General features: G+C 41.0%; 16 protein-coding genes. 1 reads left to right on the top strand and 15 read right to left on the bottom strand.

Annotated elements, in window-relative coordinates; genetic code table 11:
• Nucleotides 1-93: 93 nt before the first annotated feature.
• The 14 genes from CPS94_RS10250 to CPS94_RS10185 form a co-directional block, all read right to left on the bottom strand.
• Entirely contained in the window at nt 94-1,485 is a 1,392-nt protein-coding gene (locus CPS94_RS10250) for a glycoside hydrolase family 1 protein (protein WP_112194208.1), read from the bottom strand.
• 2 nt (nt 1,486-1,487) lie between these two features.
• Nucleotides 1,488-2,360: an ROK family protein gene (locus CPS94_RS10245; protein ID WP_112194206.1), complete on the bottom strand. Its 873-nt coding sequence runs from the start codon at nt 2,358-2,360 to the stop codon at nt 1,488-1,490.
• A 72-nt stretch (nt 2,361-2,432) separates the two neighbouring features.
• Complete coding sequence (locus CPS94_RS10240; protein WP_112194204.1) at nt 2,433-2,756, bottom strand: PTS lactose/cellobiose transporter subunit IIA; 324 nt, start codon at nt 2,754-2,756, stop codon at nt 2,433-2,435.
• Nucleotides 2,757-2,769: 13 nt separating this feature from the next.
• A complete protein-coding gene (locus CPS94_RS10235) occupies nt 2,770-3,087 on the bottom strand; it encodes a PTS sugar transporter subunit IIB (RefSeq protein WP_112194202.1) in 318 nt (105 codons plus the stop codon).
• A 25-nt stretch (nt 3,088-3,112) separates the two neighbouring features.
• Entirely contained in the window at nt 3,113-4,546 is a 1,434-nt protein-coding gene (locus CPS94_RS10230; protein WP_112194200.1) for a PTS sugar transporter subunit IIC, read from the bottom strand.
• Between the two features lie 293 nt (nt 4,547-4,839).
• Entirely contained in the window at nt 4,840-5,628 is a 789-nt protein-coding gene (locus tag CPS94_RS10225) for a tetratricopeptide repeat protein (protein WP_112194198.1), read from the bottom strand.
• A 210-nt stretch (nt 5,629-5,838) separates the two neighbouring features.
• Nucleotides 5,839-6,180: an AzlD domain-containing protein gene (locus CPS94_RS10220; RefSeq protein ID WP_112194197.1), complete on the bottom strand. Its 342-nt coding sequence runs from the start codon at nt 6,178-6,180 to the stop codon at nt 5,839-5,841.
• 2 nt (nt 6,181-6,182) lie between these two features.
• The gene (locus CPS94_RS10215; protein ID WP_076149548.1) at nt 6,183-6,950 is read right to left on the bottom strand and encodes an AzlC family ABC transporter permease; all 768 of its coding nucleotides are present in this window, start codon (nt 6,948-6,950) and stop codon (nt 6,183-6,185) included.
• Nucleotides 6,951-7,319: 369 nt separating this feature from the next.
• The gene (locus CPS94_RS10210) at nt 7,320-7,778 is read right to left on the bottom strand and encodes a hypothetical protein (RefSeq protein ID WP_238145354.1); all 459 of its coding nucleotides are present in this window, start codon (nt 7,776-7,778) and stop codon (nt 7,320-7,322) included.
• A 90-nt stretch (nt 7,779-7,868) separates the two neighbouring features.
• Nucleotides 7,869-9,257, bottom strand: a complete 1,389-nt coding sequence (locus CPS94_RS10205) for a TrkH family potassium uptake protein (protein WP_112194195.1) — start codon at nt 9,255-9,257, stop codon at nt 7,869-7,871.
• Between the two features lie 25 nt (nt 9,258-9,282).
• Nucleotides 9,283-9,531, bottom strand: a complete 249-nt coding sequence (locus CPS94_RS10200; RefSeq protein ID WP_112194193.1) for a hypothetical protein — start codon at nt 9,529-9,531, stop codon at nt 9,283-9,285.
• Between the two features lie 76 nt (nt 9,532-9,607).
• Nucleotides 9,608-10,864: an ABC transporter permease gene (locus CPS94_RS10195; RefSeq protein WP_112194191.1), complete on the bottom strand. Its 1,257-nt coding sequence runs from the start codon at nt 10,862-10,864 to the stop codon at nt 9,608-9,610.
• Nucleotides 10,854-11,753, bottom strand: a complete 900-nt coding sequence (locus CPS94_RS10190) for an ABC transporter ATP-binding protein (protein ID WP_112194189.1) — start codon at nt 11,751-11,753, stop codon at nt 10,854-10,856. Before CPS94_RS10190 ends, CPS94_RS10195 begins: the two co-directional genes overlap by 11 nt.
• 10 nt (nt 11,754-11,763) lie before the next feature.
• A complete protein-coding gene (locus CPS94_RS10185; RefSeq protein WP_112194187.1) occupies nt 11,764-12,267 on the bottom strand; it encodes a DUF1836 domain-containing protein in 504 nt (167 codons plus the stop codon).
• Between the two features lie 158 nt (nt 12,268-12,425).
• Between CPS94_RS10185 and CPS94_RS10180 the strand changes: the two genes are divergently transcribed.
• Nucleotides 12,426-13,256 carry a DegV family protein gene (locus CPS94_RS10180; protein WP_112194185.1) on the top strand — a complete coding sequence of 277 codons (831 nt, stop codon included), beginning with the start codon at nt 12,426-12,428 and terminating at the stop codon, nt 13,254-13,256.
• A 324-nt stretch (nt 13,257-13,580) separates the two neighbouring features.
• On the opposite strand, the gene CPS94_RS10175 is transcribed toward CPS94_RS10180, so the two are convergent.
• Nucleotides 13,581-16,514 (bottom strand): YhgE/Pip domain-containing protein, encoded by a 2,934-nt coding sequence (locus tag CPS94_RS10175; RefSeq protein WP_112194183.1) that lies wholly within the window; start codon nt 16,512-16,514, stop codon nt 13,581-13,583.
• Nucleotides 16,515-16,736: the final 222 nt, after the last annotated feature.

Raw genomic sequence — 16,736 nt, 5'->3', positions numbered from 1 at the left:
CCTCACCAGTTCGCTCATTTTTTCTTACTATTTATTCCCGATACTTCGAACACAACCCCCTAAGCTAGACCAGATCTAACTTAGGGGCTTACTTTATTCAAAACTATTCTTGTTACTCAATTCATTGAACCAGTGGCCTGATTTTTTCAAGGTTTTGATCTGAGTATGGATATCATCGCGGATCAAACCATAGCGATTGCGGTAGGCATTCTTCCATGACCAACAATCGATCCCCGTCCAAACAAAGTAACCATGACAGTTAGAGCCTGCTTTGATCCCGCGATGCAAAGCTTTAAGATGCTTTTTCATAAATTCGATCCGGTAATCATCACAAACCACCCCATTTTTATCCATAAAGCGCTCTTCACCTGAGACACCCATCCCATTTTCAGAAACGAACCATTCGATATTGTTGTAATTGTCACGGATATTTACCGCAATATCATATAAAGCTTTAGGATAGATCTCCCAACCTTTATCAACATTCATCACTCTACCAGGCATCTCATACTCATCAAAGTAAATATCTGGCATCCAAGGCTGTAAGCTAGCTGGCGAAACGGCTGGGGCTTTGACTCTAAATGGATGATAGAAATTGACGCCTAAAACATCAACGGTCTGTTCTTTTAATAACTGTAACTCTGCTGGTGTTTGTTCCCATAAAACACCATCACGTTCTAAGATCTCAACTAATTTTTGCGGATAGTGTCCTAAAACAGCCGGTTCTAAAAACATCTTATTAGCCCAAAGCTCAGCAAACTCAGCAGCCTCTTTATCAGCCGAACTATCGCTGGCAGGATAGGCTGGCGTCAGATTCAGGATCGTTCCGATCTTTTTAGACTTATCTTGTCCATAAAGTTCACGGAAAGCCTTGATCGCTTTGGCTGAAGCTAAGTTCAAGTTATAAGCTACTTGAACAGCCAGCGGTCCATCGACTTTTAGCGGATAGTGGAATTGATAGAGATAACCACCATCTAAGATCACTTTGGGTTCATTAAAAGTAAACCAATGATCGACTCGATCGCCGTAAAGTTCAAAACACTTCTTGGCAAAGCCAGCAAAAAGATCCGTCACATGCTTAGACTCAAAGCCACCGTATTTATGCTGTAATTCAACTGGCATATCGAAATGACACAAATTGATATACGGTGTGATACCGTTAGCCAACATAGCATCGATCACACGACTATAAAAGTCAGCACCTTTTTGATCGACTTCGCAAGTTTCAAAGTCAGCGATCAAGCGACTCCACTGGATCGAAGTTCTTAAAGCTTTGATTCCTGCTTGATGCATCAACTTTAAATCATTTTCATAATCATTGTAAAAATTAGACGTCGTATCTGGTCCTACCCCAGCGTAAAATTCATTTGGTGCTTGCATATACCAATAGTCAAAAACATTTTGATGGCGTTTTTTAAAATTACCTTCTGATTGTGACCCTGAAGTAGCGGCGCCCCAAATAAAATCCTTTGGAAATGTATACATTGTTATCCCTCCATCATTTTTTTAAAATTGATCGCAGCCCCTAAAAGATTAGCCTGTTCATAATAGCGACAAACAGCTATTTTAGGCTCTAGTTTAGCGGCCTTGACTTTTTGTCTTAGCTTAGCAAGTTTTGGTTCTAGCATCGAGATCAGCGCTGGATTTTTAGAAATCGCGCCCCCGATGATAAAGAGTTCAGGATCAAAGCTATATTGTAAGTTATAGATCAAAAGTGCTAACGTTTGTAGTGCATTATCGACTTCAGCACAAGCGATCTTGTCACCAGTTTGGGCTTTGGCAAAGACTTCTTTACCACTAAGAGCTTGACTTGTTTTGGCATTGTAGCGCTCTGCTATACTGACTGGACTAACTATTTGACTGACTGTCATCTCTTGGCCCAAGAGTAAATAGCCAAATTCTCCCCCTAAAAGATGGGCTCCGTGGTGGAGCTTTTTATCTACAACTAACGCACCACCGACACCGGTCCCGATCACTAAAAAGATCGCATCTTTGACCTTTTTGCCAGCACCACTTGCCATTTCAGCTAAGGCAGCACAATTAGCGTCATTTTCGATGCTGACCGGTAAGCCAAAGCGCTTTTTGAGCTCACTTCTAATATCAAAGCCATGAATATAAGGTAAAGCACTGTCCCCCCCGATCACACCTGTTTTTTGATCGACTGCCCCCGGGCAACTGAGCGCTACACCTTTGATAGGTACTTGTTTTTTTAACTCATTTACTGTCTCTTCTAAGCACTGATAAAATTCAGGTAACGTCTTAGGTGTTTTCTTAGCTGGTAATAGCTCCAACTTCTCACCTGTGTTTAACCCAAATTTGATCGTTGTTCCTCCTATATCGATCAAGATCAGATTTTCCATAACACCCTCCTAATGTATATACTTTTACCTCTAGTAAAAAAGGTGCGCTGTGTACTAGGCGCACCTTTTAAATTATTTACCTTCTTCGTCTAATCGTTTGTAGACGGCAATGATCTCCTTGGCTAGATCAACAAATGTAATCCCTGTCATCAAATGATCTTGTGCGTGGACCATATAGAGATCGATCTCAGTGTGTTCACCTTGAGCTTCTTTAGTTAACATATCGGTCTGCACATTATGCGCATCCACGATCGCTTGGTTTGCGTCTTTGAGCTTTTCTTCAGCTAAAGCAAAATCACCGTTTTTAGCAGCCGTGATCGCTTCGACAGCACAGTTTTTCGCATTTCCACCCGCCATGATCAGTCCCATGATGATCTGCATTCTTTCATCTGTCATCTTGTGCTATCTCCTATCCCATAATTTTTTCAGCTTCATCAAGCACATTTTTACCGTTCATCATGCCATAATCTGTCATGTTGATAACTTCCATTGGCACTCCAGCATCATCACATTTCTTTTGAACATCAGCTTTCATATATGCCACTTGTGGTCCTAACATCAATACATCTGGCTTTTCAGTTTCAAATTGATGATCGATATCAGCCACTGATTTAGCAAAGATCTCATAGTCTTTTCCACGATCCTTTGCTTCTTCTTGCATTTTTGCAACTAACATTGAAGTTGACATACCTGCTGAACAGGCTAACATAATAATTTTTTCAGCCATTGTAATTCATCCTTTTCCTAAATAATTATTTTGCTTCATTTGCTGCTTCTTGTTGGCAGAGATATTTATCGTATTTCTTAGCAAATGGCCAGTACATCGCAACTGAGATCAATAAGACGATCGCTTGCCATAATGCCATCTTCCAGCCCCCGATCAAGAAACCTGAAATGATCGGTGGGGTCGTCCAAGGTGCAGCAACCCCAGTTGGTGGAACTAAGCCAAAGTAGATCACCAAGTAAGTCGAAAGTGCCACGACGACTGGTGTCATGAAGAACGGAATTGCTAACCATGGATTCATGACTAACGGGATCCCAAATAAGAATGGTTCGTTGATGTTAAAGATGCCAGGTACTGCTTCAACTTTACCTAATGACCTGAATTGGACTGACTTGGCTGCTGTCAAAGTAAAGACCAAAAGCCCGATCGTGATCCCAGAACCTGTCAAATTGATGAAGTTGTTGTAAAATTCGTTGGTTACGATGTGAGCACCATTTTGCAGGGTCAATTCGCCTTTAGCGAGTAAAGCAGCGTTATCAGCCGTATTTGGTAGTAAGAAGGCACCACCGATACCACCCATGATCAAGCCACCGTGGACCCCAAAGAACCAGAAGAACACGACCATGAAAGCTAAGATCAAGGCACCACCGAGCGAGTCAGAAAGCCCTTGCAAAGGTGCTTGTAAAACATCATAGATCCATTGCAACATATCAGTGTTGAATGCTTTAGCAAAGAAAGCGTAGATCAGCATCGAAACTGTGACGATCACACCCGATGGGATCATCGCTGAGAACTGGTTAGCTACGTTAGCTGGTACTTGTTCTGGTAAGGTGATCTTCCAACCAGCCTTAGCCATGGCTGTATAACTCCAACCAACTAATAGACCGACAATGATCGCTGCGATCATCCCTTGGCCACCTAACCAGGTCATGTTGATCGCACCTGTTACAGGTGAGGTCAAATAATTTTGGATGACTTGAGGTAACTTATCGATCTGTTCAGCAACTTGTGTCCCAGTATAAACGACCTTGCCAGCAGCATCTGTGATCCCGGCACCATCTTTACCCATTGCTGAAACTAAAGGACTATTGACAACTAAATTTTGTAACAACAAGAAAACTGATAGGGCTGTTAGGCCACAAGGTAAGGCTTCTTGTTTTTCATTTCTTGCATACACATAGGCGATCCCAATTACCGTCCAAATCGAAATAATGGCAAATGTAGTTTGATATGCTTGGTTAAAGAAGACTGACCAGCCAATATCTTTGAACCATTCTTGTACCGCTGTGATCGGGAAGGAATTCAAGATCAAAAAGATCGACCCGATAATGATAAATGGTAAGGCATAGACCATACCGTCTTTTAATGCTACGATCGCCTTCGTATTCACAAATTTCATGATCGGAGGTAATATCTTAGCATTGATGAACGCCCCAAATGAGCTTTGCTTTTGTTCCGCCATCTGTCTCATCTCCATATTCTTTTAGTTTATATTTAACCGTTCACAAAAGCATATACACACTATAGGCGCCTGAAGTGCAAAATACACTTTTTGTAACCGCTTAATATTTTTTACAAATTTAGTATATATTCTTTTTTAAAATTAGTCAAACCATATACACAAAAAGTATATACCAAATAAAAAATAGAGTTACAAAAAATATTTTAACTAATTTTGTTATATCACATGACCTGATCAATAACAATCAATATACTCATTTGGCGCACAAAAAAAGGCCCGTCCTGTGACGAACCTTACTTATATTCTTCGGCGAGTTCAGCGATCGATTTTTGTTCATCCCGCGCCTGCAAGATAACTTTGATGACTTGCTTATCATCTAGATCAGTAATATTGACGCCATTTTTTTTAAGCTCTACTTTTGCCTGCTTGAGCTGTTCTTTTGAAATGTTATTTTGTTGTGCTAGTTGGGCAGCACTCAACTCATCTTCCACGGGTGGTTGGACATTATAGCCTAATGCCCGTAGCTTCGCATCATTTGAGCGTTTTAATGCTTGCGCTTTTTGGAAAATATCGTCATAGTAGTTGTCCCTAATGCTACCATAACCTAAAATCACTGCCAGTTGGGTATTAGATGACGTATATTCATAGTTTTTAGCTAATGAATCAGCCCTAGCATAGATCTGTTCAAAACTCTTTAATTGGGCGATCACTTCCTTAAGCTCCATCTGCTTTTCAGAAGCTCGCTTGACCAAAATACCTAAGCCATAATTTTTTAAAGCTACTTGCTGAAAACTTGTCCGTGCTTTACTGTATTGTTTGTCTTCGATCTGATCAAGTCCTTTTTCATAGCATTTAGTTTGTTCAAGATAGACTTTAGCTGTTTTATCATTAGGTTTTTTCTTCAATGCATCTTGAAAGGAGACCTTAGCTGCAGCATAATTGCCATCATTAACATAGGCTTGACCCAATTCTAAAGCCGACTTATAACTTTTAGCGGTCTCAACTCTTTTAGTCACACCGTATCCTACAAAGATGAACGCTAAGAAAAGTCCGATCACGGTCCACCATAACCATCTTTTCATCATTTCGCCTCCTATCTTGTTCATTATAGCATTTATCGGCTAGTTTGGCTGGAAGTTGCCCTCTACTGTAAGCCCACAGACACTTTCAGCTAATTTATGCCAAGCCACTTTCTCAGCTTTCCGATCACTTGTCATCCGATAAACTTTCAGAACAGATAATCACCCCAAAAAAAGACCATCACCCTTTGGCAACAGTCTAAACTTTCATAATTATATTGGTAATACTAACGCTAATAACGCAACTGCGATCAAACCAAAAACGACTGAAAGTCCCATTGAACGTGAACGGTAAGCGACCCCGATCACGATAACAGCTGCAACGATCTTGGCTAGATAGCCTAAACCAATAAAAGAGTAATCCTTTGTATTGATAAAAATATCTTTAACGACTAAAGCCGTAAATAAAGATACCGGCACATATTTCATCCACTCATTGAACCATTGGGGAATCTCACGGGTAGAGAAGATACGCAACGGAATGAAACGGGGCAAAAATGCCACTACCATTGATAATAAAACTAAAATCAAATGATCCATACTCGACATATGCATAACTATTCTCCTGACTTGCTGATAACTTTGCGACTTGCTTTAGGCTTGATCTTTTTGAGTAAGAAGCCTTTTTCATGCCCGTGCTTGACTAAATAATCTTCGACCATAAAGCCGACCAATGAAGCAAGCAACGTTGCCACCACAAGTCCCATCGTACTCTTGATCAAGACCATCGCAATGATCGCCAAAACGGCTGACAAAAGACTGATAAAGATCGTTAAAACATTCTTGATCTGCATGACGATCATGTATAAGAAGAGCGCCGTCAATGCAAAATCAACGATATCCAAATTGATGTTGATCATATTACCGATCAAACTACCAATTAAGTTAGCACCTGTCCAGAAAAGTAATGAATAATGTTCGACCATAAGTGCATCTTTAGGTGTCCAACCCTTATCTGTCGCAAATTTCAAGTAGTTGACAGCATAGTTCTCATCATTTAGCGAAGCTGCAAAAAGATAGAGGAACTTTTTACTTGTCCCCCGCATATATTGCGATAAACTCGAACCAAGTAAGGCATAGCGTAATTCAAGAAAGAACAACATGATCAAGATCGTATGCATTGGGGCATTTGCCACCAACATTGAGGCGATCATAAACTGTGCCCCACCAGAAAAGACCAACAACGAGACCAACGTTGTTAAGATCCAGCTAAATCCAGCTGCATGTAGCAAGATACCACAAGCTAACCCGATCGGAATGTAACTCAAACATAATGGCATTGAGATATCCAGAACCTCACGCCAACGTGGCTTTACATTTTCCAATTCAATTGCCTCCAGTGAAATTTAGTGACCAAAGCCACTAAAAGAATATGAAGTGTCAAAAACACTCCATGTATATAGATAAAAAACTCCCTATATTTTTGATTATAACATATTATCGTTAATGTCAAAAACCATATTAGTGACGGTACTATTGATTGTCGCTCAATTTTCAACAATTATCAGAGACTGGATCACTAGAACTACAGAATTCCATTTGGAAAGATCAGATCATGATATTTCAGATTGCGGTGAAACAAAAAACTCCAGCCGTCATCATTTTAAATACATATCATAGAAGGATAAAACGCGCTTTGAAAATTTGGCGCCCAAGTGCTTCTCTAGATCGCTCATGTTTGATAGCAACAAAATTTAGGATTTTAAAAACATTTCTGCCAGATAAAATAGTGGTGCCGCAAGGATAAACAATAAACTCAGGCAGATTTTTTTGACCACGGTGTAGATCCAATCTAACGAACTATCATAAGACAAGGTATACGGAGTGGTGTACTCATAGGGATTTACTCTTACCCCTTTGGTTGACCAGCGCCCCCCCTTATATTGATTTGCAATATCAGCATGATGTTGTTGTAGTGCTTTACCTCTAGGAGAAACATATTCTTCAGAACTATTAAACCATTTTTCATGCGTAACTCGAAAAATAGGCAGTAGTAGCATTGTGATGCAAAAATATACATGATAAATTTTAAATGTATACTTAAGTGGATCAATAGTTATATCCCTTAAGTAAAGCAAGATACCTACCGTACATAATGCTCCTAATAAGAAACTACTCACTATCTTTAAACTAAGTATCAATTTCTTCATCATACTATCACTCCTTAAAATGCACGCTATTTTTAGACAAGATAGCACAATGTGTTTCTTAATAACTACTAGTTACCAAGAAACACATTGTTACTAACCGATAATAATTTTTTCAGTTGGCATCTTATAACTCAGATCACGATCGCGTTTCCTGATAAAGAACATCAGGGTATACAACATTCCGATCCGCCCGATAAACATCAAGACCATGATCACGATCTTACCAACGGTCGACAAACTATCTGTGATTCCAAGCGATAGCCCTGTCGTCCCAAAGGCTGAAGCCACTTCAAAGACTAATGATAATAACGGAGCATCCTCAGTGGCTGAGAGGATAAAGACAGCTGAAATACACAACAATGTCGATAAGCTCACGACCACGATCGCTTTTTGGATATCTTCACGACTGATCCGCCGATTGAAGATATTGATATTGTTGCGCCCACGAATAAATGAATACAGATACAAGATAAAGATCCCGATCGTCGTGGTCCGCACCCCACCACCGACAGAACTTGGACTAGCCCCGATGAACATCAACAGCGCCAGTAAAAGTAAGGTCGTGTGATTAAAATCATTCATACTGTTGATCTGAAGCCCCGCATTACGCGATGAAACACTGTAAAACATAGCTGACATAAAGTTATGCAAACTATCAGCTCGCAAGTGCAGCCCACCATTTTCCGATAGATACAATAAAATCGTCCCCACGATCGTAAAGATCGCTGCAAAAAAGACCGCTAATTTACAGAAAAGAGAAAATCTAAACTTGCGTAATCCACGGTAACGCAACTTGTAGAAGAACCAAGCCTCGATCTCAGTCAAGACTGGGTAACCGATACTTCCGATGATGACTAAGACCATAATGATCATCAAAAAAACATAATCCTGTCTAAACGGTGCGATCGAGTCCCCCGTGACATCAAAGCCAGCGTTGGTGACCGCACTGATCGAGATATACATTCCATGGAAAAGGGCAGCAGAAAAATTATCATAGACGTGACGCCACGTGAAATACAGGGAAAACAACAGTCCAAAGACTACTTGGACCATGATCATCAACCCAAAGACCGACGTCACTAATTTGACCATCCCACTTAAGCGCGGTTGATTCATATCAAATTGGATCAGCTGGCGTTGATGTAGACCGATGCGCCGACCAGTCAAGACCATCGCAACGGTGGCTAACATCGTGACCCCAAAGCCTCCAACTTGGAACAGTATTTCTAGCAAGATGACACCATATTCATTGTAGACTTGGTCGATCGGAAAAGTCGACAGACCCGTCACACTGATCGTCGAGATCGCCATGAACAAATTATCTAAAAGCGTCGTTTCTGGTGCATCAGGTAACTTGATCCATGGTAAACACAAGAGACCAAAAGTAATGATCGTGGCAATACCATAATATGCAACTAACAATTGGATCGGGGTCGCTTCACGATACTTGGCCCTGATCTTTTTCTTTAACCTATAAAACATTTTTGAACTATCCTAACTTGGCGATCTATTTGATCATCTGCATTTTTGAATAACTGATCACGATCTTTTGTTTCAACTCGATCGCCGTAACTGTATTCTCAAATTCAGGGTCAAAGATGATGATCGCCGAATTACTTAACTGCTTTTCGATGGTCCCCTTGTAGTGATGGCGCTGATAAACAAACTTGACATGCGTCCCTGGGACAAACGGCTTGCCCTTAGCTGAAATTTCGATCTTTTTTTCTTCATTTCGCCGTGGCTTTCTTCTTTCCATCTTTTTCGTCTCCCTTACTTAAATTCATCTTCATTATAACTCAGATCCAACTTAATTTAACGACTGAGATCACAGATCAGACATCTTTTCTGAGCATCGTCAATGATTGGCGTAAGGAAGCCCAGATCCCCTTTTGATTGTAGACTAATACATTTACTCGATACATTCTAGCAGAAAAGGCAGCTAAGACCAAGGTGCTAAAGACTAAAATAACCAGGGAAATACTTGCCCCCATGAGACCTGCTCCGTTGGCTAAAACGATCGGCATCAAGATCATCGAGAAAAATGGAATATAGCTACAGATCGTCACGATAAAGTTACTTGGATCATTTGTAGCAACGATCAAGCCTAGCATGTAACCCGCCATCATCAAATACGTTACTGGCATGATCGCTTTTGGTGCATCCTCGGCCCGACTGACCAACGAGCCACATAAAGCAGCTAAGACCGCATAAAAGAGTGAACCAGCTAGGATAAAGAGGAGCAACAAGATGATAAAACTCGGTTCGATCCCGGTGAAATTTAAATTAGCTAACATTTCATTTAGACTACCGTTATCGCGCATGATAAAGACTGAAACTCCAAGCAAGAAGCCCGTTGCTACCAATTGCGTCAAAGCGGCTAAGATCACCCCTAATAACTTCCCGTAGAAATGCGTCTTGGCATTCGTACTGGATAAGATGACTTCCATGATCCGCATTCCTTTTTCACCTGCGATCTCTTGAGCGATCAAACTCGCATAGGTCAAAACTAAAAAGAACGTGAAGATACAAGCCGCATAACTCAAGGCAAATTTGACCCCTGAGCTATCATTTGACGTCTTGACTTTACCATCATCAGTAAAGGAGAGCTCCTTACCTTCAAGTTTAGCTGGTTGCATCAGTTCAGCAACTTGGTCTGATGTCAACTTATATTCACCCGCTTTAAGCGAGGTCTGTAAGCTGTTTAGCGCCTGCTGGAGATTAGCCATCGTGGCATCATCGGGGACCTTTTCACCATAGACCGTGCTGAGCAACTCGCCATCTTTTTTAGTCACGACTAAATAATTATCTAGCTTTTCAGCTTGTAACTGTTTTTGAGCCTCCTTGACTGAATCCACTTGTTTTAACTTTAGAGCGGGTAATTTTTGTTGCGCTAAAGCTTTGGCTAAAACTGGTTGCTTAGAATAGATCCCGATCGTAGTCGTCTCTTGCCCTTTATCCATGATCGCACCGATCAAAAAGCCGACCAAAACCACGATAAATGGCATAAATACCCCGATCAAAAAACTCGGTGATTTGACCGTTTTACGGTATACATCACTTGCGATCACCCATAATTTCTCAAAGTTCATCTTTTTCACCCGCCTTTAGTTTGAAGATCTCCTCTAACGTCAACGTCTCTTGGCTAAAGGTCGGGATATATCCATCCTTTGTTGCCAATTCAAACAATTCACGCCCAGCTGCGGGGTCAGATAGAGTTACCTCTAGCCTTCGTCCGCGCTCTTTGACAGCCACTACCCCTGAAACAGCTTGAACCTCAGCTGTAGTCAATGGTGATTCTAAAAAGACTTTGATCTTACCAAACGAATCTTTGATGTCTTGGACTTTGCCCGCCAAAACTTGTCGTCCATCTTTGATCATCACCAAGCGATCACAGATCTGTTCCACATTGGCCATGTTATGACTTGAAAAGATCACACACGAGCCTTGTTTGCGCAAAGCGATGATCGCATCCTGCATGATCTGAGCATTGACAGGATCTAGTCCACTAAAAGGTTCGTCTAAAATGACTAATTTAGGCTCATGGATCAGAGTGGTGATCAACTGGACCTTTTGCTGATTGCCTTTGGATAAAGATTTGATCTTATCATTCTTTTTGCCCTTAACTTGTAAATGCTCCATCCAATAGTCGAGCTTTTCTTTGATCTCACGTGGTGCTTTCCCACGTAATTTACCAAAGTACATGACCTGTTGTTCGATCGTTTCTTTAGGATAAAGACCGCGTTCTTCGGGCAAATAACCGATCAGATCTTTTTGCTTTTCACCGATCTTTTCGCCATCCCAGAGAACTTTTCCCGCTGTTGGCTGCATCAGGCCCAACAACATCCGAAAAGTCGTCGTCTTACCCGAACCATTTTGACCCACCAGCCCCAAGATCTCACCGTCTTTTATCTCAAACGATAGATCTTGGACGGCTTTTAGGGTGCCAAAATTTTTGGCTAAGTGTTCCACCACTAACATTTATTCCACCTCAGTTTCTTTGTCGTACTAGCTGAAAATATTTTTCCAGATAGATCTTATGTGCCACTGCAATGATAATATTATACAACATGACCTTTTGCTCGGAACGCTCCCCTGCTTCAAAACTCAATGCTTGCTCTTCAAAGACTACGAGTAAGGTCTGTTCCAACTCTTCACGAAAATACGTGTATGCGGTTTGGATCGGATACGTCTCGCGTTGGACTTTGACAAGTAATTTCAGATCGTCTAAGGTCAAGACCGTCTTAGAAATAGTGATAAAAAAAAGATAGGCGATCTGCTCGCGCGAATATTGCTTCTTTTCTGGGCGTGCGATCATTTTTTTCTTAACATAATTGCTGATCATTGATGGGGTCAATTCACTACCTAAAAGTGGTTCTAAATACTTGTTGATAAACGTAGCTGTCTGTTCCAAATAAAGTCCCACATCAGGTATCTCTTCAAAAGTGGGGAGTTTAAAATAAGCAGCATTTTCCTGTTGTAAAATTTTTTTCATTGTTTACTTCCTTTCCTAAATTATAGCTTATCCTTTCCTGTTCACGCTATCAATATCTTTTGACAAATCGATAACACCTGTTTATACTCAAATATACCATAAGTTTTTCAAAAACCGCTAAAAAAGTATACAAAAACTTCTGTAAAGGAATAATAGAGATGAAATATAAGATCATTGCCGATTCCGGCTCAAATGTAACAACTTTAGCAGACACAGATTTTGCCAGTGTACCGATCACGATCATGGCTGGTGGCAAGGAATACATCGATGATGCCGCCCTTGATATCTTAGCGATGACCGATGAATTGCGTAAATTATCCACCAAGAGCAGTACTGCTTGCCCCAATATCGATCAGTGGCTAACTGCCTTTGGTAAAGCTGATATCATCGTTGCGATCACGATCACTGGCACGTTATCGGGGAGCTATTCGGCTGCTGTGCAAGCACGAAAACAATATTTAGAGAAACATCCTAACGCCCAGATCCTTGTTTTAGATTCACAGTCAGCGGGACCACGGATGCAGCTTTTGCTCGAATACGCCGCTAAATTATTTGCAGCTAATGCACCTTTTAATGAGATCGAAAGTAAATTAACAACTTATCAACAACACACAGAGCTTTTATTCTCCCTTGAATCTCTGACCAATTTAGTCAATAACGGCCGGATCAGTGCTACAGCCGCTAAGATATCAAATATGCTCAAGCTGCGCATCGTCGGAACTGACACTAACGGAAAACTCACTCCGGTCGGTAAAGCTCGGGGGCAAGCCAAAGCTATCAGTTTACTGTTAAAAGAAATGCAAGCACAAGGTTTTAACGGTAAAAAAGCCTGTATTGCCCATTGCTTCAATGAAACTGGGGCCAAGTTACTTTCCCAAAAGATCAAGGAAGCTTATCCTGCTTGCGAGATAACGCTCACTACAACGCGTGGTGTTTGTAGCTATTACGCTGAAGTCGGGGGCTTGATGGTCGGCTTTGAAAAACAATAATGTATACTGTATCACTTATGATGCAAAAATACGTCTCTGAGCTATATAGCCGAAACGTGTTCGACAGCACAACTCCTAGTAGATAACAAAAGAACCGCTATGATGCCAATACGCCTCTGAGCTATATAGCCGAAACGTGTTCGACAGCACAACTCCTAGTAGATAACAAAAGAACCGCTATGATGCCAATACGCCTCTGAGCTATATAGCCGAAACGTGTTCGACAGCACAACTCCTAGTAGATAACAAAAGAACCGCTATGATGCAAAATACGCATCATAGCAGTTCTTTTGTTATCTACTAGGAGTTGTGCTGTCGAACACTCTAGTCGTTTAAGTTTTGAGCTTCTACATCAACGTAAGTAACTTTACTACGTTCAGCATTCATTGCTACCCAAAGTAAAGCGATTGAAGCGATGATGTAGATCAATTGGACTCCAACAGAGATCCAAACTTGATTTGCGCCTAGACCTGATGTCAAGGATTCACGGAAACCGTAAACTGAGTAAGTCATTGGCAAGAATGGATTTACCATTTGGAAGAAGCCGCCCATTGCACGAGTAACTTGAATTGGGAAGGACCCGCCACAAGAACCAAGCTGGATGACCAAGAAGATGATCCCGAGGAAGCGTCCGATATTGCCAAACGCGACAGCCAAGAACATCACGATAAAGGTACTTGCAAGCGCAAAGAACCAAGCATTGATCAAAGTTGCCCCTAAATGATCTGGATGTAAGCCAGCTGCCATCATCAAGAGAACTTCGACTACTGAAGTCCCGGTAGCAACAAGCGCCCCAACTGAGAGCTTGCTCAACCACCATTCAGTTGCACTAGCATCTGGATCGGATAAACGACGGACTGGATAAACTAAGTTGAAGACCAAAGCACCAACATACAATGCAACTGATAGCATGTATGGAGCTAAAGCATAACCATAGTTTGGTACGTAACTGTAACTCTTATGCTTGAGTTCAGTTGGAGAAGCAAACATGTTTGAAGTCTTAGAAGATAAGTTCTTCGTATTATCGTTTACTTGTTCTGAACCTTGTGCCAAGGCTTTCGCTAACTTGCTATTACCTTGTTCTAATTGAGTAGCACCAGCAGCTAACTTAGGTGAGTTAGCATTCAATTGTTGGGTACCATTAGCTAATTGGTTCACACCTGATGTCAATGTAGGAACTTGGGCATTCATTTGGCCTAAACCACCGGCTAATTGATTTGCACCACTACGTAAAGCAGCCGAGTTAGCTGCAAGTTGACTCGTACCAAAAGCAAGTTGGTCGATCCCACCTGTCAATGTTGGTACTTGGGCGTTTAGTTGGCCTAAACCACCAGCCAATTGATTTGCACCTGAGGTTAAAGCACTAGAGTTAGCTACAAGTTGACCTGTACCAGAAGCAAGTTGGTTGATCCCACCTGTCAATGTTGGTACTTGACCATTCAATTGGCCTAAACCGCCAGCTAATTGGCTTGCACCTGAGGTCAAAGCTTGGTTATTAGCGACTAATTTGCTTGCACCAGCATAAGCTTGATCCACACCTAATGTGTATTCATTAACACCAGATTTTAAAGTTTCTGAACCAGTAGCTAGTTTAGCAGCCTGTGCCTTCAAATCTTCTAATTGTGAAGTTAATCCTTGAAGTTCATCTAACTTAGAAGCATCTACTGTATTCAACTTATCTAGCAAAGCATTTACCTGTGTGACATAACCTTGCATTTGTTGAGCATTTTGCAAGATCGGTGCCAAGCTATTTTGTGCTTGCGTCAATTGGTCTTTAAATGTTTGGGCCGCAGCACCAGCAGCTTGAATGTTTTGACCAGCTGCTTGATTCTTGGCGATCGCATCAGCTAATTTTTGTTGATCTTCAGTAGATAACTTATCTTTATTAGCTGCGAGCACTTCACCAACTTCTTTAGCTGATCCGGAAATATTGTCTCCTGCACTACCTAAATTCGTTGTTAGCTCTTTACTGAACTCATTAGCACTGGAATTGATCCCACCTAATAGCGTAGGTAAACCGTTCATTGTATTTTGCAATTCTTGCAATTGCTTTTGGATCGTAGGTGCATTTTGTTTCAATTGCTTCAAGTCAGCGAGCGCTTGTTTAGTATCGTTAGAATTTAACTGATCAATAATAGTATCAGCCTTAGCATTGATCGTATTTACCAACACTTGATTACCAGCTGCTAGATCGTTAGCACCTTTTCTAAGATTATCTGAGTTAGCATGTAATTTAGCTAAGCCACCATCTAATTGAGCTACCCCAGCAGTATAAGTGTTCAAACCACTATTCAATGTATTAGAACCAGTAGCTAATTGGCCTACACCATTAGCTAAAGCGCCAGTGCCGTTTTGTAATTGTAAGACACCATTATTGACTTGGCCCACACCGTTTGTATATGTGCCCAAACCATTTGCCAACGTATTAGAACCAGTGGCTAATTGGCCCACACCATTAGCTAAAGCGCCAGTACCATTTTGCAATTGGGAAACACCGTTGTTTACTTGGTCAACACCAGCTGTGTAAGTGTTGATCCCATTAGCTAAAGTATTTGAACCATCAGCTAACTTCAAAACACCTTGGCCCAAAGGCACCACACCAGTTTGTAACTTGATCACACCGTCATTTACTTGGGAGACCCCAGCAGTATAAGTGTTGATCCCGTTAGATAAGGTCTTAGAACCGTCACTAAGTTGTTTAGAACCCTTAGCAGCCGTGTCAAAGCCCTTACCGACTTGCTTGATCACCCCAAAGACTGTATCTGCATATGACGTTGAAACAGTTTCTTTGACTTGGGCATTAACTTGTTTAGCCCCTTCTTCACTGATAACTTTACCGATATAGTTGAGGGAGTCGTTGGTCGTATATTGTAATTCCATCTTCTTAGGATCTTTGTCCAAGACAGTTGTTGCATTCTTGGAGAAGTCCTTAGGGATCGTAATTACCATATAGTATTCTTTATGGCTAAGACCATATTCAGCATCTTTTTTAGAAACAAAATGCCAGTCTAAACCATCATTTTTCTTCAAATTCTTGACTAACTGATCACCCACATCAAGTTTCTTACCTCGGAAATTCACGGATCGATCTTCATTAACTACGGCTACGGGTAAATACTTAGCATCGCCGTATGGATTCCAGACCGATTTTAAGAAGAACACAGAGTATAAGAATGGGATAAACATAATTGCCAAAATTGCAGCTAAAAGCATCTTTTGGCTCTTGATATGTTCAAATTCAGCCTTGATCGTCTTCAAGATAATTTCACTCCTTAACTTAAAATATTTTATTGCTGTCTAATAATATACACTGAATGTCCACGAAAGACAAACTATAACAATTTAGCTATATTTTAAGATGCAAACGCAATCATCCGCATTATATAAGGTAAAGAACCCCAAAATACCTAAAAAATTTTTCCAAAAATGCGACACATATCTCAAAATGTACAAAAAAACGACTACTGCGATCACTTGATC

This window comes from Ligilactobacillus murinus, from assembly GCF_003288115.1.
Lineage (GTDB): Bacteria > Bacillota > Bacilli > Lactobacillales > Lactobacillaceae > Ligilactobacillus > Ligilactobacillus murinus.
This window is presented reverse-complemented; position numbering and strand designations above follow the sequence as displayed.